Origin of the sequence: Lederbergia citrisecunda (assembly GCF_018343695.1) — a bacterium.
GTDB classification, from domain to species: Bacteria; Bacillota; Bacilli; order Bacillales; family Bacillaceae_C; genus Lederbergia; species Lederbergia citrisecunda.
Genome location: NZ_JAGYPJ010000001.1, coordinates 981,397 through 1,000,895 on the forward strand (window position 1 = coordinate 981,397; position 19,499 = coordinate 1,000,895).

The 19,499-nt window shown below is 37.6% G+C and carries 18 protein-coding genes; all 18 read left to right on the plus strand.

Translation table 11 applies throughout. The features are described from left to right. Nucleotide 1: 1 nt before the first annotated feature. The 18 genes from rnpM to KHA93_RS05000 all read left to right on the plus strand — a co-directional run bounded on the left by rnpM (nucleotide 2) and on the right by KHA93_RS05000 (nucleotide 19,486). Entirely contained in the window at nucleotides 2-286 is a 285-nt protein-coding gene (gene rnpM, locus KHA93_RS04915; RefSeq protein WP_213109708.1) for an RNase P modulator RnpM, read from the plus strand. Beyond that, the gene (locus tag KHA93_RS04920; protein ID WP_213109709.1) at nucleotides 283-588 is read left to right on the plus strand and encodes a YlxQ family RNA-binding protein; all 306 of its coding nucleotides are present in this window, start codon (nucleotides 283-285) and stop codon (nucleotides 586-588) included. Before rnpM ends, KHA93_RS04920 begins: the two co-directional genes overlap by 4 nt. Before the next feature lie 15 nt (nucleotides 589-603). Further along, nucleotides 604-3,105 carry a translation initiation factor IF-2 gene (gene infB, locus KHA93_RS04925; RefSeq protein ID WP_213109710.1) on the plus strand — a complete coding sequence of 834 codons (2,502 nt, stop codon included), beginning with the start codon at nucleotides 604-606 and terminating at the stop codon, nucleotides 3,103-3,105. Further along, the gene (locus KHA93_RS04930; protein WP_213109711.1) at nucleotides 3,102-3,380 is read left to right on the plus strand and encodes a DUF503 domain-containing protein; all 279 of its coding nucleotides are present in this window, start codon (nucleotides 3,102-3,104) and stop codon (nucleotides 3,378-3,380) included. Before infB ends, KHA93_RS04930 begins: the two co-directional genes overlap by 4 nt. Before the next feature lie 15 nt (nucleotides 3,381-3,395). Continuing rightward, nucleotides 3,396-3,737, plus strand: coding sequence for a 30S ribosome-binding factor RbfA (rbfA, locus tag KHA93_RS04935; protein ID WP_213109712.1), 342 nt, complete (start codon nucleotides 3,396-3,398; stop codon nucleotides 3,735-3,737). A 214-nt stretch (nucleotides 3,738-3,951) separates the two neighbouring features. Further along, nucleotides 3,952-4,860, plus strand: a complete 909-nt coding sequence (gene truB / locus KHA93_RS04940) for a tRNA pseudouridine(55) synthase TruB (RefSeq protein ID WP_213109713.1) — start codon at nucleotides 3,952-3,954, stop codon at nucleotides 4,858-4,860. A gap of 12 nt (nucleotides 4,861-4,872) precedes the next feature. Beyond that, nucleotides 4,873-5,823, plus strand: coding sequence for a bifunctional riboflavin kinase/FAD synthetase (gene ribF, locus KHA93_RS04945; protein ID WP_213109714.1), 951 nt, complete (start codon nucleotides 4,873-4,875; stop codon nucleotides 5,821-5,823). A gap of 118 nt (nucleotides 5,824-5,941) precedes the next feature. Continuing rightward, entirely contained in the window at nucleotides 5,942-6,211 is a 270-nt protein-coding gene (gene rpsO / locus KHA93_RS04950) for a 30S ribosomal protein S15 (RefSeq protein ID WP_213109715.1), read from the plus strand. A gap of 594 nt (nucleotides 6,212-6,805) precedes the next feature. Then, complete coding sequence (pnp, locus tag KHA93_RS04955; protein ID WP_213109716.1) at nucleotides 6,806-8,923, plus strand: polyribonucleotide nucleotidyltransferase; 2,118 nt, start codon at nucleotides 6,806-6,808, stop codon at nucleotides 8,921-8,923. 396 nt (nucleotides 8,924-9,319) lie between these two features. Then, nucleotides 9,320-10,318, plus strand: a complete 999-nt coding sequence (locus KHA93_RS04960) for a polysaccharide deacetylase family protein (protein ID WP_213109717.1) — start codon at nucleotides 9,320-9,322, stop codon at nucleotides 10,316-10,318. Between the two features lie 56 nt (nucleotides 10,319-10,374). Next, a complete protein-coding gene (locus KHA93_RS04965) occupies nucleotides 10,375-11,613 on the plus strand; it encodes a M16 family metallopeptidase (protein ID WP_213109718.1) in 1,239 nt (412 codons plus the stop codon). A 283-nt stretch (nucleotides 11,614-11,896) separates the two neighbouring features. Next, a complete protein-coding gene (locus tag KHA93_RS04970) occupies nucleotides 11,897-12,136 on the plus strand; it encodes a YlmC/YmxH family sporulation protein (RefSeq protein WP_213109719.1) in 240 nt (79 codons plus the stop codon). A gap of 433 nt (nucleotides 12,137-12,569) precedes the next feature. Then, nucleotides 12,570-13,469, plus strand: coding sequence for a dipicolinic acid synthetase subunit A (gene dpaA, locus KHA93_RS04975; RefSeq protein ID WP_213112776.1), 900 nt, complete (start codon nucleotides 12,570-12,572; stop codon nucleotides 13,467-13,469). Beyond that, nucleotides 13,469-14,059 (plus strand): dipicolinate synthase subunit B, encoded by a 591-nt coding sequence (gene dpaB / locus KHA93_RS04980; protein ID WP_213109720.1) that lies wholly within the window; start codon nucleotides 13,469-13,471, stop codon nucleotides 14,057-14,059. Before dpaA ends, dpaB begins: the two co-directional genes overlap by 1 nt. 288 nt (nucleotides 14,060-14,347) lie before the next feature. Then, nucleotides 14,348-15,403 carry an aspartate-semialdehyde dehydrogenase gene (gene asd / locus KHA93_RS04985; protein ID WP_213109721.1) on the plus strand — a complete coding sequence of 352 codons (1,056 nt, stop codon included), beginning with the start codon at nucleotides 14,348-14,350 and terminating at the stop codon, nucleotides 15,401-15,403. Between the two features lie 26 nt (nucleotides 15,404-15,429). Next, complete coding sequence (gene dapG / locus KHA93_RS04990; protein ID WP_213109722.1) at nucleotides 15,430-16,665, plus strand: aspartate kinase; 1,236 nt, start codon at nucleotides 15,430-15,432, stop codon at nucleotides 16,663-16,665. A gap of 18 nt (nucleotides 16,666-16,683) precedes the next feature. Beyond that, nucleotides 16,684-17,559 (plus strand): 4-hydroxy-tetrahydrodipicolinate synthase, encoded by an 876-nt coding sequence (gene dapA, locus KHA93_RS04995; RefSeq protein ID WP_213109723.1) that lies wholly within the window; start codon nucleotides 16,684-16,686, stop codon nucleotides 17,557-17,559. 256 nt (nucleotides 17,560-17,815) lie between these two features. Then, the gene (locus KHA93_RS05000) at nucleotides 17,816-19,486 is read left to right on the plus strand and encodes a ribonuclease J (protein ID WP_213109724.1); all 1,671 of its coding nucleotides are present in this window, start codon (nucleotides 17,816-17,818) and stop codon (nucleotides 19,484-19,486) included. Nucleotides 19,487-19,499 lie beyond the last annotated feature (13 nt).

The window sequence follows — 19,499 nt, forward strand, 5'->3', positions numbered from 1 at the left end:
ATTGGCAGTTCAAAAAAAAATTCCTATGAGAAAATGTTTGGCTACGGGCGAAATGAAACCGAAGAAAGAAATGATACGTATTGTTCGCTCTAAAGATGGAGAAGTATCGGTCGATTTAACCGGTAAAAAATCCGGAAGAGGTGCTTATGTTTCCTTAGACCGTGATGCTATACTTGCGGCTCAAAAGAAAAACATTTTTGCTAGCCAGTTAAATGCGGAAGTTGATAATTCCGTTTATGAAGAGCTTCTCGCATTATTAGATAAAGAGAGCAAGCCTAAACAATGAAGCAAGAAAAATGGATGTCACTGCTTGGATTGGCATATCGAGCAAGGAAAATTATTTCTGGAGAAGAATTGGTCGTTAAGGAAATCAAAAATAGAAGAGCAAAGCTTGTATTAATTTCCAAAGATGCCTCTTTAAATACTTCAAAAAAAATACGGGATAAATGCACTTATTACGAGATTCCTTTTTATTTTGTAGAGTCAAGGGAAAAACTTGGGAATGCGATTGGGAAGGACGAAAGAGTAGTTGTAGCAATCCTGGAAGAAGGCTTTGCAAAAAAGCTAACTTCAATGCTCGATGAATAAAACGGGGGTGAACCTATGAGTAAAGTACGTGTATATGAATACGCAAAAAAGCAAAATACATCAAGCAAAGATGTAATTTCAAAGTTGAAAAGTTTGAATATAGAAGTCTCCAATCATATGTCTATGATTGATGCACAAACTGCTGGAAAACTAGATTCCATTTATAATGGTAAAAGTACACAAAGCGATTCGAAAAAAACAAGCCAACAACTTAAAGCTCAACCGAATAGCAAGAATTCAGTCCAGAAACCTTATAGTAACCAAACAGGTCAGAGACCTCAAAGTAACCAAACAGGTCAGAGACCTCAAAGTAACCAAACAGGTCAGAGACCTCAAAGTAATCAAACGGGTCAGAGACCTCAAAGTAACCAAACAGGTCAGAGACCTCAAAGTAATCAAACGGGTCAGAGACCTCAAAGTAACCAAACAGGTCAGAAACCTCATAGTAATCAAACGAGACAGTCTAAAGAGTTTAGACCAAATCAATCAAAAAATACGAATGATCACCAGCGCCGCTCTGAACACACACACACTAATTCAGCACCAAAACAAAGACCGGCTGGGAAACAACGTAATAACGAGATGGGGCAAAGTAATCATAATATGAAAAATGGTACGGGAAATCATCAGAATAAAAACCAACAACAAAAAAATAATAATAAAAACGCAAATAGAAATCGAAAAGATAATGTAAGTAATAAAAACAATAAGCAAAGACAGAGACCGCAACAACATCAGCCGGCACCTCAAAAGCAAAAAGAGCTACCAGAAAAAATAACATTCAGCGGTTCTCTTTCATTAGGAGAGCTAGCAAAGAAGCTGCATCGAGAACCAACTGAGCTTATTAAAAAATTATTCCTTTTAGGAGTAATCGCGACTATTAATCAAGAACTCGATAAAGATGCGATTGAACTTATTTGCACGGATTATGGGGTTGAGGTAGAAGAAGAAATCCAAATCGATACAACGGATCTAGAAGTGTATTTTACTGAAGAAAATGAGGAAAACTTAGTTGAACGTCCATCCGTTGTGACGATAATGGGTCACGTTGACCATGGGAAAACTACCTTACTTGATTCACTTCGCAATACAAAGGTAACTGCAGGAGAAGCTGGAGGTATTACGCAGCACATTGGTGCTTATCAAATCGTTGCGAATGAGAAAAAAATTACATTCCTTGATACTCCAGGACACGCTGCCTTTACGACAATGCGTGCTCGTGGTGCTAAAGTAACTGATATCACCATTCTAGTTGTAGCTGCCGATGATGGTGTTATGCCACAAACAGTTGAGGCTATCAATCATGCTAAAGCAGCGGAAGTTCCTATCATTGTTGCTGTAAATAAAATGGATAAACCTACTGCCAATCCGGACCGAGTGATGCAGGAACTGACTGAGCATGGCCTTGTTCCTGAAGATTGGGGCGGAGATACAATTTTTGTTCCGATATCCGCATTAAAAGGGGAAGGAATCGACAGCTTACTTGAGATGATTTTACTCGTAGGTGAAGTAGAGGAATTCAAAGCTAATCCTAACCGAAATGCAATCGGAACTGTTATTGAGGCCCAGCTTGATAAAGGACGTGGATCCGTTGCGACTTTACTAGTGCAAAACGGTACATTAAAGGTCGGTGATCCGATAGTAGTTGGAAGCACATTCGGTCGCGTACGCGCCATGGTAAATGATGTCGGCAGAAGAGTAAAAGAAGCGCCGCCATCTACTCCGGTAGAGATAACGGGATTAAACGATGTACCACAGGCTGGAGACCGGTTTGTTGTATTTGATGATGAAAAAACCGCTCGCCAAATTGGAGAAGTTCGTGCCCAGGAAGCATTGCTCGCATCTAGAAATGAAAGCTCACGAGTTAGCCTTGATACATTATTTGAACAAATGAAGCAAGGTGAAATGAAAGATTTGAACGTAATCGTAAAAGCGGATGTACAAGGTTCAGTAGAGGCACTAGCTGCAGCGCTTAGACAAATAGATGTTGAAGGCGTTAATATCAAAATCATTCATACCGCTGTTGGCGCTATAAACGAATCGGATATTACTCTTGCTGCTGCCTCCAATGCGATTGTAATTGGATTCAATGTTCGCCCAGATGTTAATGCGAAGCGAGCAGCAGACTCAGAAAATGTAGAAGTTCGCCTCCATCGAGTGATTTATAAAGCAATCGAAGAAATTGAAGCTGCGATGAAAGGGATGCTTGATCCAGAATTTGAGGAAAAAATTATCGGACAAGCGGAAGTTCGTCAAACATTCAAGGTATCAAAAATTGGTACGATTGCAGGATCATATGTAACAGATGGTAAGATTACACGTGACAGCGGAGTTCGTCTTATCCGAAACGGCATCGTTATTTATGAAGGTGTCATCGACGCCCTTAAACGCTTTAAAGATGATGTTAAAGAAGTTAGCCAAGGATATGAGTGCGGTATTACGATTAAAAACTTCAATGATGTAAAAGATGAAGACATCATTGAGGCGTTCGTAATGGAAGAAATTGAGCGTAAGTGATTGGGTTTGTTGAGTGTGAATACAGAGTTTTTCATGTCCACTCATTAAAAGAAAAAAGGGCCGTCCTTAAGCGGACCTTAACTAGACTTAGACAAAAATTCAATGTATCTGCAGCCGAAGTTGATCATCAAGATGTATGGCAGTTAACGAAAATTGCTATTACGACTGTTTCATCTTCCCGTCAGGCTGCAGAACGTGAGTTAAATAATGCTCTTAGTTTTCTGGATTCTTTTCCAGAATGGGAAAGAGTAAGTACAACTTTTGAATGGCTGTAATGAGAGGTGTTTGTTATGAGTTTACGTGCCAATCGTGTTGGAGAACAGATGAAAAAAGAACTGGGAGAAATAATCAGTAGGAAAATAAAAGATCCTCGAGTAGGCTTTGTTACTGTAACCGACGTGCAGGTTACTGGGGATTTACAGCAAGCGACTGTTTATATTTCCGTTCTTGGGGATGAAGAGCAAAAAGCAAATACGTTAAAAGGACTTGCTAAAGCTACAGGATTTATTAGATCAGAAATCGGTCAACGAATCCGTCTTCGTAAAACTCCAGAAATTACTTTCGAATTTGATGAATCTATTGGATATGGAAATAAAATTGAATCTTTACTAAAACAAATTAAAGAAGACTAAACGAGCTAAAGTATTCAGCCGTCCCATATACGCTTTGTACTGATCACTCATATTATATTTATATGATGATTGGTCTTAGCCCAAACTGGTGACGGCTTTTTTTATCTAGGCTTTCTTAAAAATCATTGTTGATTTCACCAACATATTGATTGGAGAGAAAATCAATATTCAAGTTTAACGAAGCCTGCATGTAAATAGGAGGGAAGTTATTTTTATGGAAGGAATATTGCCATTATGGAAACCAAAAGGAATGACCTCTCATGATTGTGTCTTTAAAGTACGTAAACTTTTACGAATGAAGAAGGTCGGACATACTGGCACATTAGATCCAGATGTTGATGGCGTTCTTCCCATTTGTTTAGGAAGAGCAACCAAAATTGCTGAGTACATTACCGATGCTGGTAAAGTATATGAAGGGGAAGTGACGATTGGCTTTTCTACAACAACTGAAGACGCTTCTGGGGAAAAAATAGAAGAAAAAAAAATAGAACGGGATATTTCTATAGAGGAAATAAATACAGTTCTACAATCTTTTATCGGAACAATAAAACAAACTCCTCCAATGTTTTCCGCAGTTAAGGTAAAAGGAAAGAGGTTGTATGAATATGCGCGAGAAGGAATATCTATTGAACGACCTTCTAGAACTGTGCATATTTATGAACTAAAGCTACTCGATGACTTGATTCAAAAAAGCAATGGTACCTTTTCCTTTCGCTTTCGAGTCCATTGTAGTAAAGGAACGTATATTCGAACATTGGCTGTCATGATAGGAGAAAAATTAGGGTATCCTGCACACATGTCTTCTTTGACAAGAACGGAATCCGCAACAATAAAAACAAATGATTGTCTTACGTTTGCCCAGTTGGAAAAAGCTGTTCAAGAAGACGAAATCATTCAATATATTTATCCATTAGAAAAAGGTATTTCTCACTTGTCCTTTTTTTCATTAGATAGTAATTTAGTGGTAAAGATTAAAAATGGAGCTGTTCTTCCGCGACCAAACAATTGGCCGGAGAATGGTCAAGTAGTAATGGTTTATGAAGAAAAAGCTTACGCAATCTATCAGGTCCATCCCGATAATGAAACACTAATTAAGCCAGTGAAGGTTATACGAAACGAATAGCAGGTGAAAAAATTGAAAGTAATAATGATCAATCATCCACATCAATATAGTAAAGACGATTTCCCTCCTATGGCGATAGCATTGGGTTTTTTTGATGGTGTACATAAAGGGCATCAAAAAGTCATATCAACTGCACGTAATATAGCAAATGAAAATGACTGGAAAAGTGCTGTCATGACATTTGATCCGCATCCTTCAGTCGTACTAGGAAAGGAAAAAAAGAAAGTTCAATATATTACTCCACTGGAGGATAAAATAGAAATATTATCTACACTTGGTATAGACTTTTTATTTGTAGTAAGTTTTACTTCCTCATTTTCAAGTTTAGAACCTGAAACTTTTGTTAAGGAATATTTAATAGGACTAAACGCAAAGCATGTTGTAGCGGGATTTGACTATTCATATGGAAAATTTGGGAAAGGAACGATGGAAACTTTGCCGATTCATGGCGAGGGACAGTTTGAAGTGACTACAGTAGCAAAATTAGAAGATCATCATGAAAAAGTGAGTTCAACGAGAATTAGACAGCTTTTACTTAGCGGCGAAACGGATGAAGTGAGTAATCTATTAGGAAGATTTTTTGTTACGAAAGGAATAGTCGTTCATGGGGATAAACGTGGACGAACAATCGGTTTCCCAACCGCAAACTTACAGTTGGAAAACGATTATCTCATTCCAAAAACAGGTGTGTATGCCGTACGCTTTTATGTTGCAGGAAAATGGTATAACGGTGTATGTAATATTGGATATAAGCCAACTTTCAAAGAACCCGGACAAACTAGACTTTCAATAGAAGTACATATTTTAGATTTTGACCAATCTATTTATGGAGAAAAAGTACAGGTGGAGTGGCATATTCACATTCGGGATGAGAAAAAGTTTAATGGCGTCGAAGAATTGAAAGCACAAATTTCTAAAGATACCCAAACAGCGATCGAATACTTTGATAAGATGAACAAATAAACTTGATTTTTGCCTTGGAAAGATGTATTCTAATACAGTATCAAGAACCTTTGCTTGGCAAGACGACTCACCAACGTTTGCTAGGTAACAGGGGATAGGAAAATAGGAGGTGAACAGGATGGCGATTTCTCAAGAACGTAAAAATGAAATCATCAACCAATATAAGATTCATGAAAATGATACCGGATCACCGGAAGTTCAAATTGCGGTTTTAACTGAAGAAATCAACAAATTGAACGATCATCTTCGCGTGCACAAAAAGGATCATCATTCACGTCGTGGTTTGCTAAAAATGGTAGGCCGTCGTCGTAATCTTTTAACGTATCTTCGTAACAATGATGTGCAACGCTATCGTGAATTAATTAACAGCCTTGGCTTACGTAGATAATATCCGTATAGCCTATTAAAAAGCGGGAATTTTCCCGCTTTTTTGTTAGAAAAGAAACAATAAGTATATTATAGCTACTAGATCCAGCGCCTAATGGTATGGTGAACTACTGGTCATCTCATAAAATGATAAGTCAACTCGCTTGGCATAGTTTTGAATGTCTATTGAGGGTACACGTAGTAAACACTATTATCTGTAAGGGACTTGAGCTTTTCAAATTCGTCATTTTATTAAGTGGTTTCATGTTGCTGCCCGAGGCAATACTGCTTAGGACTGTCAAGTAATGCTTGGCAGAACTGAACATTGGACATGTGTACGATAATCTTGCCTAGTCAGAACTATAAATTTGAATCCTTTAAATAGTTAGGTTCAGTATAGCTCTAACATCAATTATCTAGCAAGCATGTCATTTCTCCTACATAAGTAAAATCCTTAATGGACAGGCGCTTCGAGTTATTAATTCTTTTCGTGCCTATGTCTAATGTTCAGTAATCGGCTGGCGGCATTGATTCCAAAAAATGACAACAACATTTTATATTCACTAGTCCACAATAAGATGGACGATTGATTCGTATGAAAGTGAGGAATGAATGCATGGAACAATTGAAACAAACATTTAGTATGGATTGGGCGGGAAGACCCCTAACAGTAGAAATAGGACAATTAGCAAAGCAAGCAAGTGGATCAGCCTTAATTCGTTATGGTGATACAGCGGTTTTGAGTAATGCTACAGCTTCTAAAGAGGCAAAAGCAGTAGATTTCTTTCCTTTAACAGTAAACTATGAAGAAAGATTATATGCAGTTGGAAAAATTCCGGGTGGATTTATTAAAAGGGAAGGACGTCCAAGTGAAAAGGCTATTTTAGCTAGTCGTCTAATTGATCGTCCGATTCGTCCACTTTTTGCGGATGGTTTTCGAAATGAAGTTCAAGTTGTAAGTATCGTCATGAGTGTCGATCAGAACTGTTCTTCCGAAATGGCGGCAATGTTTGGATCTTCACTTGCACTAAGTGTATCGGATATACCTTTTGAAGGGCCGATTGCTGGGGTTGTTGTTGGGAGAATAGATGGTGAATTCATTATCAATCCTACTGTTGAACAAATGGAAAATAGTGATATTAATTTAACAGTCGCAGGTACAAAAGATGCAATCAATATGGTTGAAGCAGGTGCCGATGAGGTGCCAGAGGAAATCATGTTAGAAGCAATCATGTTTGGTCATGAGGAAATTAAAAAGCTTATTCAATTCCAAGAAGAGATTGCAGCTAAAGTCGGAAAACCAAAAAGAGAAGTCGTTCTTTATGAAGTAGACGCTACTCTAGAGTCGGAAGTTCGTAATATGTGTGAAAAATCTCTTATTGAAGCAATTCAAGTAGAGGAAAAACATGCACGTGAAGATGCAATCCAAGCTGTGAAAGAAAAAGTGATTGCTGACTTTACAGAACGTGAAAACATTGAAGATGCTACCCTAAAACAAGTAAAACAAATATTGGACAGCCTTGTTAAAGAGGAAGTGCGTCGTTTAATTACGGTTGAGAAAGTTCGTCCGGATGGAAGAAAACCAGATGAAATTCGACCACTTTCTTCTGAAGTTAGGTTATTGGCAAGAACGCATGGTTCTGGTTTATTTACACGTGGGCAAACTCAAGCATTAAGTATTTGTACACTTGGTGCACTAGGTGATGTACAAATATTAGATGGACTTGGGATAGAAGAATCCAAACGTTTTATGCACCATTATAATTTCCCACATTTTAGTGTAGGAGAAACGGGTCCAATCCGTGGACCAGGCCGTCGCGAAATTGGACATGGAGCACTTGGAGAACGTGCATTGGAACCAGTTATTCCTAATGAAGCAGATTTCCCATATACCATTCGTCTTGTTTCCGAAGTTTTGGAATCTAATGGTTCTACTTCACAAGCGAGCATATGCGCAAGCACACTTGCGATGATGGACGCTGGTGTTCCAATCAAGGCTCCTGTAGCAGGGATTGCAATGGGACTAGTGAAGTCCGGTGAGCATTATACAGTTTTAACGGATATTCAAGGTATGGAAGACCACCTCGGGGATATGGATTTTAAAGTAGCTGGTACTTCAAAAGGTGTAACAGCCTTGCAAATGGATATTAAAATTGAAGGTTTATCACGTGAAATTCTTGAAGAAGCTTTAATGCAAGCAAAGCAAGGACGTATGCACATCTTAGATTCGATGTTAGAAACGATTAAAGAACCGAATAAACAATTATCTCAATATGCGCCAAAGATTCTAACAATGCATATTAATCCGGATAAAATTAGAGATGTTATTGGTCCAAGCGGTAAACAAATCAATAAAATTATTGAAGAAACAGGCGTAAAAATCGATATTGAACAAGACGGAAAAGTATTTATCGCTTCTGCTGATGAAGAAATGAATGTAAAAGCGAAGAAAATCATTGAAGACATTGTTCGAGAAGTTGAAGTTGGCCAAATATACTTAGGAAAAGTAAAACGTATTGAAAAATTTGGTGCTTTCGTCGAATTATTCCCAGGAAAAGATGGATTGGTTCATATTTCACAACTTGCAGAAGAACGCGTCAATAAAGTGGAAGATGTCGTATCTATCGGAGACGAAATTCTCGTTAAAGTTATTGAAATAGATAACCAAGGCAGAGTAAACATTTCAAGAAAAGTAATCTTAAAAGAGCAAAAAGAACAACAAAATAACGAATAACAACATATGGAGCCAAGGCAACTTGGCTTTATTTTTTTGAAAGTACGCAAAGTTTTATTAGTCTATATTTTTGAAAATAGGCATTTATTGTCCAGCCCATCGACTTGAAACTTCTTGTCCTTTGGCCGCATCGTTTCGTCTTGTCAAGCTGCAAGTACTAGGGGATTGAGCACCTTCTCCGAGGTGGAGAATGTACTTGTTGCTAATCGAGCGACTTGTCCTCAAAAAGTAATATGGGCAACGAGTGCCACCTTCTAAGGAGCCATCCCGTGGGCCAGCATCTGGAGGAGCAGGAGCTTACGCTTTACTTATAATAGTTCGTTAATTAGCTGATATATGGGCAAATGGTCTATCTTGTCCACCTTTTTCATAATCTTAAATGAAGGAGGAATAGACATGGTTAGTTCAAAAAACTTGATAGCCTTTGCCCTGATTGCTATTCTATCATTATCTGTGATATTCAATCCGTATACGAATAAGTATATGAACCAGTTACAAAGTGATAGTATTTTTGCTAGTAAACGTGAAGAAGAATTATTTGATTTTATCGTAAAGGCAGCGGAATATTATCAAATTGAACCGCAAGATGCTAAAATAGATCGAGTCTGGAAAGCAATGCCTGGTTATAATGGGATAAAGGTAGATATTGAAGCATCATATCAAAACATGAAAAAAGATAAAATGTATGATGAGAGGAAACTAGTTTTCATTCAAATTCCACCTAAAGTCCACCTTTCAGATTTGCCGCCCTCAACCATCTACCGCGGACATCCTGAAAAACCTATGGTCAGTTTTTTAATAAATGTTGCTTGGGGAAATGAATATATTCCATCTATGCTGGCTACTCTTAAAAAAAATAAAGTACATGCCACTTTCTTTTTGGAGGGACGTTGGGCGAAAGAAAATCCTGATTTAACGAAAATGATTGCAGATGGTGGACATGAAATAGGAAATCATTCTTATAGCCATCCTAATATGCAACTGTTAAGTGCTGCTGAAACACGCCAAGAGCTTTCTAAAACAAATGAAATTATAGAAGCAACTACTGGTAAAAAAGTAACTTGGTTCGGACCTCCAGCCGGTGCTTTTCGAAAAGAAACAATTGACATTGCCCATTCGCTTAATCTTAAAACCTTGATGTGGACAGTAGATACAATTGACTGGCAGAAACCTTCTACTGACGTTTTGATCCAGCGAGTTACATCAAAGGTTCACCCAGGAGCAATGATATTAATGCACCCAACGGAACCAACCGATAAGGCTTTACAAACTTTAATCTCAGAAATTAAATCTCGAAATCTTAGGATCGGAACAGTCTCTAAACTAATGGACGAAGAACGTATAATAAAATTGTATGGATCACAAAACATGGAACAAGAGAGAATGAATCCATAAGCCTGTTTGATTATGGACACTCGGCATGTTTTTGCACCACGTTAGGAGGAATTGCTATGATGAAAAAATATATATGCCAAAACGGAGTGAGAGTTGTCCTAGAAACAATTCCAACAGTTAGATCGGTAGCGATAGGAATATGGATTGGAACAGGTTCACGTGATGAAAATCATCATAATAATGGCATCTCGCATTTTTTGGAACATATGTACTTTAAAGGTACTGAAACTAGGTCTGCCAGAGAAATAGCCGAATCCTTTGATTCCATTGGTGGTCAGGTGAACGCTTTCACATCAAAGGAATATACATGCTATTATGCAAAGGTACTTGATAATCACGCATCATATGCCTTGGATACTTTAGCAGATATGTTTTTTAACTCTACTTTTGATCGAGACGAGTTAAGTAAAGAAAAGAATGTAGTTTTAGAAGAAATTAAGATGTATGAGGATACGCCAGATGATATCGTACATGATTTATTAAGTAAAGCGGCCTTCGATACACATCCTCTTGGATATCCGATTCTTGGCACGGAGGAGACACTTGAAACGTTTACTAGTGAATTGTTAAGAGAGTATATACATAATATGTATACTCCCGAAAATGTTGTAATTTCGATAGCAGGAAATGTAAAAGAAGACTTCATTCATATTGTAGAGCGTTATTTCGGATCTTTTGAAAGAGGTAAAAAGGAAGTTTCCGAATCTAAACCTACTTTTTATTCTAATAAATACACAAAGCAAAAGGATACCGAACAGGCTCACCTATGTATAGGATTTAAAGGTTTGCCAATTGGACATAAAAATATTTACGATCTAATTGTGATGAATAACATATTTGGTGGAAGTATGTCCTCTAGATTATTTCAGGAAGTACGTGAAGAAAAAGGTTTGGCATATTCCGTATTTTCATATCACTCCTCATTTAAAGATAGTGGATTAGTTACGATTTATGGGGGTACAGGTGCGAATCAAATGGACGAACTATATAGCACGATCCACTCTACACTTGATTTATTAAAGAAAGATGGCATCACTTCTAAAGAATTGAAAAATAGTAAGGAACAATTAAAAGGTAATTTAATGCTTAGTCTTGAGAGCACAAATAGTAGGATGAGTAGAAACGGTAAAAATGAATTGTTATTAGGCAAGCATAGAACTTTGGATGAAATGATTGAAGAAATTGATCAAGTAACTGTAGACAGCGTTAACGGCATTACTAATCAAATTTTTACGGATGATTACACCATTGCATTAATCAGTCCTGATAATCGAATCCCGCAACGAATACATTAACCCCTTGTCGAAAACGATAAGGGTTTTTTTGTTCTAAAAAGCGTTCAGACAACTTATATATGATTAATAATACAAGTATTAAATGTTGTTCAAAAAGTCCGGTAAAAATGACACATCGGTGTTTTGAGTTGGCTTGTTTCTCCGCTGCTCGAAACCGTGCCACCTAGAACTTCCACTCACAGGATGTGCTAGTGTCGGCGTTGCTGACAGGACGTCAGCGTAGTTAGCCGACCTGGTCCTTTTTATCCTCCTTTTTGAACACACACTTTAAGGAGGGGGGATTATGCGTCTTAGTGAATTAGGAGGCAAAGAAATTGTAGATTACAAAAAGGCTAAACGATTAGGTGTACTTGGGCAGACAGATCTTGAGATTAATTCAAAGACAGGAGAAATCAATCATTTAATTATTCCTTCAGGAAAATGGGGTGTGAGAAAAGGGACGAACGAAATTAAGGTACCGTGGCATTATATAAGAACAATCGGGACAGATATGATTATTCTTGAAGTTCCGGAAAATAACTAACCATTTTGTAGGTGTTTTCAAAAAGTTGTAGTATTTGACTTTTTGAAAGCACCTTTATTTTTTTGTTTAGTTGATTTACTCTACTGGCCCTCGCTTTCCCTAGGCACCGAAAAGCGAAGGTGAAGCTAGACAAGTTAAGGGGAAGCCTCCAGGGCACTTGACGAGCTAGCTGTGGTCACATCATGACCCTTTTTCCCGCAGGAGTCTCTAGCCTTTCGCTATAATTAACACGGTGCCAAAATCAATGATGCTCTACAAATAGCATGCATCGTTTTTATTTAATTTGTTTTAAGGAATTATTGTACAGTTTTTTTATTCGAATAAATATTATTTTCATCAGATTCCTGTGTTCATGCACAGGGGTATTTATCCTACATACACTAATGGTGCGGTGTTATTCTGCCATGCATAAAAAAGAAGGTGAAGAAATGTGATGTTGACAGATATGCACATAGCCGTTTTAGGTGGGGATGCTAGGCAATTAGAAATCATTCGAAAACTGACCGAACTCGATGCAAAATTATATTTAATTGGATTTGAACAATTGGCTCAATCTTTTACAGGAGCGGTAAAAGAAAAATTGGCAGATGTAGATTTCTCCACTATTGATGCTGTCATCCTACCTGTTCCTGGAACGAGCCTTGAAGGAGAAATTGAAACAATCTTTTCAAATGAAAAAGTGATTTTGACGGAACAAATTCTCAATAAAACGCCTTCTTACTGTAAGATTTACTCCGGTATTAGTAATAGCTATCTTGATAACATAGCAAATCTTTCAAAGAGAACATTAGTACAGCTTTTTGAACGAGATGATGTAGCGATATATAACTCTATTCCAACAGTAGAGGGAACAATTATGATGGCCATTCAAAACACAAATATTACTATTCATCAATCATCCATAGCCGTTCTCGGACTTGGACGGGTCGGTATGAGTGTTGCTAGAACCTTTGCCCTTTTAGGAGCAAAAGTGAAAGTAGGGGCAAGAAAAAGTGCCCATTTAGCAAGAATTACGGAAATGGGACTAAAACCTTTCCATTTTAATGATTTAAAAAATGAAGTTAAGGATCTTGATATATGTATTAATACGGTACCCAATATGATTTTGAATGCTGGTGTCATAGCTAATATGCCTACGAATACACTGATTATCGATTTAGCATCCAAGCCCGGTGGCACAGATTTTCGTTATGCCGAAAAGCGAGGAATAAAAGCATTGCTTGCCCCTGGGTTGCCTGGAATTGTGGCACCGAAAACAGCTGGGCAAATTCTTGCCAATGTACTTTCGCAGCTTCTTGCGGATGATCTCGAAAAACGGAAGGAGAATTCATAATGAGTTTAGCGGGAAAAAGAATAGGTTTTGGAATGACTGGCTCCCATTGCACTTATGATGCGGTTATCCCTGAAATTGAAAGATTAATGGAGCAAGGAGCAGAAGTCATCCCTGTCGTTACATTTACACTGAAAAATACGAACACTAAATTTGGTGATGGTGAAGATTGGGTAGCAAAAATTGAAGAAATCACTGGTCGAAAAGTAATAGATTCAATCGTTGATGCAGAGCCTCTCGGACCAAAATTACCACTTGACTGCATGGTGATTGCACCATTAACTGGAAATTCTATGAGCAAATTTGCCAATGCTTTAACAGATAGCCCAGTTCTAATGGCCGCTAAGGCGACACTAAGAAATCGAAACCCAGTTGTATTAGGAATCTCTACAAACGATGCACTTGGATTAAACGGCTTAAATTTAATGAAGCTGATGTCTGCGAAGAATATATATTTTATTCCCTTTGGACAGGATGATCCAATCAATAAGCCAACATCAATGGTAGCAAAAATGGAATATCTTTCTGAAACAGTTCAAGCCGCAATAGATGGCTATCAATTACAGCCAGTCATTAGGGAGTATAGTATATAATAAATTATATGTAATTAATACAGTAGTTTAATAAGATCAGGTAGGGGGAAACTTTTACCTGATTCATTTTGTATAAAAATTCATCGGCTAGTCGAATTCTTGTAGCAAACTAAAGATTATACATGTATAAATGCACTTATAAATATTTTAATGAAGTGTTATTTTAGTATCCTTTTTTAACAAATGTATACCGGTAGCAAAGCTATATGTGATAATATGATAATATTAATACATGTAAATAATAAAACAACAAAGATTTACTTTCTTTGGCTGGAAGGAGTACTATAAATGGCAAATAAAGATGGTTTTCACGTAGCTGTTATGGGTGCTACTGGTGCAGTAGGTCAACAAATTATTAAACAATTGGAGAAAAGAAATTTTCCCATTCGAAAATTAACTTTACTTTCTTCTGCCCGTTCTGCTGGTAAAGAAATTATATTTAATAACGAAATCATTACTGTAGAAGAAGCAGTACCTGAATCGTTTGAAGGTGTAGAAATAGCCCTTTTTAGTGCGGGTGGAAGTATATCGGAGAAATTTGCACCTGAAGCAGTAAAACGTGGTGCAATTGTAATCGACAATACTAGTGCCTTTAGAATGCATCCTGAAGTTCCACTAGTTGTTCCTGAAGTTAATTCAGAAGCACTTCGTGGGCATAACGGCATCATTGCCAATCCAAACTGTTCAACAATCCAAATGGTGGCTGCTCTTGAGCCGATCAAGGTAGCCTTTGGATTAAATAAAGTTGTAGTGTCTACGTATCAAGCAGTTTCTGGTGCGGGTTCTAACGCAATTAATGAACTATACGAACAAACAAATGCGATTCTAAACAACGAAGAAGTTAACCCTGCTGTATTGCCTGTAAGCAGTTTGGATAAGCATTATCAAATAGCCTTTAATGCCATCCCTCAAATCGATAAATTCACTGAAAATGGGTTTACATTTGAAGAGATGAAAATGATAAATGAAACAAAAAAGATTATGGGAATGTCTGAATTAAAAGTAGCTGCAACATGCGTTAGACTTCCTGTAGAAACTGGACATTCAGAATCTGTCTATATCGAAATTGGAACGAACGACGTTTCAGTAGAGGATATTAAAAATGTTCTTTCAAATGCACCGGGGGTTACACTCCAGGATGATCCGGAAGCACAAGTGTATCCAATGCCTGCTATGGCAGTAGGAAAAGATGACGTTTTTGTTGGGAGAATTCGAAAAGATTTAGATGAGACAACTGGATTTCATATGTGGATTGTTTCTGATAATTTATTAAAAGGTGCTGCACTGAACACGATTCAAATTGCTGAAAGCTTGATTAAATTGGGCTTAGTTTCTACTAAATAATCCAGTTATTTAAATGGGGTGAAACCATGAAAATCATCGTCCAAAAATATGGAGGAACTTCTGTTCAAAGTGTAGAAACGAGACTCCAGGCACAAGCTCATATCAAGCAAGCAATCGAAGACGGATATAAAGTCGTTGTCGTTGTCTCTGCAATGGGGAGAAAGGGTTCTCCGTATGCAACTGATACGTTATTGTCTCTAATAGGTGGCGATAAAACATTACTGAGCGAAAGAGAGCAAGATATTTTACTTTCCTGCGGTGAGACAATATCCAGTGTTGTTTTTACACAAGAGTTAAAAGAAACCGGTATAAGCGCAGTTTCCATGACTGGTGCACAAGCCGGTTTCGTAACAAACAATGATCATACAAATGCTAAAATTATCGAAATGAAATGCAAAAGACTGCTTCATGAATTAATTACTCATGATGTAATCGTTGTAGCTGGTTTTCAAGGTGCTGCAAAAAATGGCGACATTACGACGATTGGCAGAGGCGGAAGCGATACATCTGCAGCAGCACTTGGTGCAGCTCTTAAAGCAGAATGGATTGATATTTTTACTGATGTTGATGGAATGATGACGGCTGATCCACGTATAGTAAAAAATGCACGTCCTTTATCCGTAGTTACTTATAATGAAGTATGTAATATGGCTTATCAAGGAGCAAAAGTCATCCATCCTCGTGCAGTAGAAATTGCTATGCAAGCAAAAATTCCAATTAGGATAAGATCAACGTATACAAATTCACCAGGAACTCTCGTAACAACATTTACTAGAGAGAATGAAACTGCAGAAATACGTGAGAGGCTTGTAACAGGAATTGCCTATGTGCCAAATGTTTCACAAATAAAAGTTACAGCTGGAAAAGATCAATACAATCTTCAATCAGATGTTTTTAAAGCAATGGCTAATGAAAATATCAGTGTCGATTTTATTAATATTTCTCCAAGCGGAGTGGTCTATACAGTTCCAGATAGTACAATAGATAAAGCCATCTCTATTTTGGAACGTTTAGGCTATCAACCGTCAGTGATTAGTAATTGTGCGAAGGTTTCGGTGGTGGGCGCGGGCATTGCAGGTGTTCCAGGGGTAACATCCAAGATTGTAACTGCGTTATCTGAAAAAGATATTAGGATCTTACAATCTGCTGATAGTCATACAACAATTTGGGTTCTTGTTGATGGGAAAGATTTGGAACTGGCTGTAAACGCGTTACATGATACTTTTGAATTACAATATGATTTGTTGGAATATGAACGATAAGATTTGAGGTGTGATAAAATGGTCCATTTTGGCCAAGTGTCAACTGCGATGGTGACGCCATTTGACAATAAAGGAAATATAGATTTCCAAAAGACAACAATGCTTGTTAACCATTTGATTCATAATGGTTCAGACTCCCTTGTTGTTGCAGGAACGACAGGGGAATCACCTACCTTATCTACTGAAGAAAAATTAGCGTTATTCAGACATATAACGAATACGGTAGATGGAAGAGTACCTGTCATAGCAGGAACAGGAAGCAATAATACGTATGCATCTATTGAGCTAACTAAAAAAGCGGAAGAAATTGGTGTCGATGCGATCATGTTAGTAGCACCATATTATAATAAGCCAAATCAAAGTGGTTTGTATCAACACTTTGTTTCTATAGCAAGATCCACTACGCTACCAATCATGATTTATAATATACCGAGTAGATCTTCCGTGAATATTGCACCAGAAACGATGATTGAACTTTCCAAAGTTGATAATATTGTAGCTGCTAAAGAAGCAAGTGGAGATTTGAATGCGATGGCAGAAATTATTTCTAAAACGGATGATGATTTCCTTCTTTATAGTGGCGACGATAGTTTGGCACTTCCAGTGTTGGCTATTGGGGGCTGTGGTGTTGTTTCAGTTGCAAGCCACGTCATTGGTCCCGAATTGCAGGAAATGATAAGTTTATTCAAAGAAGGTAAACACGAAGAAGCTGCTTCTATTCATAGAAGGCTGCTCCCTCTCATGAGAGGATTATTTGCTGCACCAAGTCCAACACCTGTAAAGACAGCATTACAAATGAGTGGCTTTGATGTAGGTTCAGTTAGACTTCCATTAGTACCATTATCAGAGCAAGAAAGAGCGGATTTGGCTCATTTACTTGAGAGAATAAAATAAGTTGATCCATTTTTCGAAACATGAAGCTGGTTCCAATTTCGGAATCAGCTTCTTTATTTACATAGAAATCAGATAAACGGCTAGAGAATCTTCTTGTCTCTTGCAATTAGTAAGGGTCGTGAAGTTATAGGCTATAAACCTCTTGTCGAGCGTCTTTCATTTTTCTTTATTGGTAAAAGTTGAACAGCGATTTCATATTCTAGTATAATGAAACTGACTGATGTAGATCGGGAATAAACAATAGGAGGACATAGATTTGACAAAAAAGAAAAACGAGGTCATAAAGATCATTCCACTCGGAGGTGTGGGAGAAATCGGCAAGAACATGTACGTCATCGAAGTAGATTCGGAGATTTTTATTATCGATGCCGGACTCATGTTCCCTGAGAATGAAATGCTCGGGATCGATATAGTGATACCGGATATTTCATGGTTAGAAGAACAAAAAGATCGGATTAAAGCTGTATTTTTAACTCATGGACATGAAGATGCAATCGGAGCATTGCCTTATGTACTACGGAAAATCAATGCACCTGTTTATGGGTCAAAACTAACTGTTGCGTTGGCTAAGGAAAAAATGAAAGAACATAATATGAATTCTGGAGCTCAATTTCATATTGTTAAATCGAATTCAAAAATCCATTTTGACTATGCTTCAGTTACCTTTTTCCATACGACCCATAGTATCCCTGATTCTTTGGGAATTTGTGTTCATACGTCAGAGGGTAAAATCGTCCATACAGGTGATTTTAAATTTGATCAAGCGGCTACAGGATTATATCGTTCGGAAATCGGAAAAATGGCAAGCATTGGTGATTCAGGTGTACTATGCCTTTTATCGGACAGTACGGAAGCGGAGCATCCTGGATTTACAACTTCGGAATCTGTAACTGCCCGTGATATTTCAAATGCGTTTCATGCAGCTCCTGGGCGTATGATTGTTGCATGTTTTGCTTCAAACTTTATTCGAATTCAACAAGCACTTGATGCTGCGTTTGAAAATGGTAGAAAGGTGGCAGTTGTTGGGAAAAGTATTGAAAAAAGCTTTGAGATTGCCCTAAAATTAGGCTTTATATCAGTTGCAGATCCAGAGTTAATAATCCCTGTTCAGGATGTTGTAAAGTATGACGATCATGAAATTACCATTATATCTACTGGTAACATGGGTGAGCCTATAGAAGCACTGCAAAAGATGGCACGTGGAAATCATAAACAAATTAATATCAAAAAAGGTGATACTGTTTTAATTACAGCAACACCTTCCGCTGGACTAGAAACTAGTATTTATAAAACGATGGATATGTTATATCGTGCAGGGGCTGTTGTGAGTTCCGCCAATCGCAAAGTACATGTTTCCGGTCATGGTAGTCAAGAAGATTTAAAATTAATGCTAAACTTAATGAAACCTAAATATTTTATGCCCATCCAAGGCGAATATAGAATGCTTTTTTCTCACGCAAAAATTGCTCAAGAAGTAGGTTATAGAAAGAATCAAATATTCATCCCTGGTAATGGAGAAGTAGTTGAATATAAAGATGGCGTTATGACGACAGGTAACCGAGTTCCTTCGGGAAATATATTAATTGATGGCAGCGGTGTAGGAGATGTCGGAAATATTGTTCTACGGGACCGTAAGCTATTGTCTCAGGACGGAATTTTTACAATTGTTGTAACGATTAATAAAAAACAGAAAAAAATTGTATCAGGTCCAGAAATAATTTCACGTGGATTTGTTTATGTTCGTGAATCAGAACAATTACTTGAAGAGGCAAGTGAAATTGTTCGCTCCATTGCTGAAGAAGCGATTGCTGGAAATTCTTTTGATTGGTCAAGCTTTAAACAAGATATACGCGACCGTCTCAATTATTTCTTATATGAGAAAACAAAAAGAAGACCAATGATCCTCCCGATCATTATGGAAATTTAATAAAAACATTCAA

Bases quoted from the DNA above. Each gene is read 5' to 3' on its own strand.
- dapA (WP_213109723.1), top strand. From the start codon at position 16,684: ATGGTCCATTTTGGCCAAGTGTCAACTGCGATGGTGACGCCATTTGAC.
- dpaA (WP_213112776.1), top strand. From the start codon at position 12,570: ATGTTGACAGATATGCACATAGCCGTTTTAGGTGGGGATGCTAGGCAA.
- infB (WP_213109710.1), top strand. From the start codon at position 604: ATGAGTAAAGTACGTGTATATGAATACGCAAAAAAGCAAAATACATCA.
- dapG (WP_213109722.1), top strand. From the start codon at position 15,430: ATGAAAATCATCGTCCAAAAATATGGAGGAACTTCTGTTCAAAGTGTA.
- dpaB (WP_213109720.1), top strand. From the start codon at position 13,469: ATGAGTTTAGCGGGAAAAAGAATAGGTTTTGGAATGACTGGCTCCCAT.
- asd (WP_213109721.1), top strand. From the start codon at position 14,348: ATGGCAAATAAAGATGGTTTTCACGTAGCTGTTATGGGTGCTACTGGT.
- KHA93_RS04920 (WP_213109709.1), top strand. From the start codon at position 283: ATGAAGCAAGAAAAATGGATGTCACTGCTTGGATTGGCATATCGAGCA.
- rpsO (WP_213109715.1), top strand. From the start codon at position 5,942: ATGGCGATTTCTCAAGAACGTAAAAATGAAATCATCAACCAATATAAG.
- truB (WP_213109713.1), top strand. From the start codon at position 3,952: ATGGAAGGAATATTGCCATTATGGAAACCAAAAGGAATGACCTCTCAT.
- rbfA (WP_213109712.1), top strand. From the start codon at position 3,396: ATGAGTTTACGTGCCAATCGTGTTGGAGAACAGATGAAAAAAGAACTG.
- KHA93_RS04965 (WP_213109718.1), top strand. From the start codon at position 10,375: ATGATGAAAAAATATATATGCCAAAACGGAGTGAGAGTTGTCCTAGAA.
- KHA93_RS04970 (WP_213109719.1), top strand. From the start codon at position 11,897: ATGCGTCTTAGTGAATTAGGAGGCAAAGAAATTGTAGATTACAAAAAG.
- KHA93_RS04960 (WP_213109717.1), top strand. From the start codon at position 9,320: ATGGTTAGTTCAAAAAACTTGATAGCCTTTGCCCTGATTGCTATTCTA.
- pnp (WP_213109716.1), top strand. From the start codon at position 6,806: ATGGAACAATTGAAACAAACATTTAGTATGGATTGGGCGGGAAGACCC.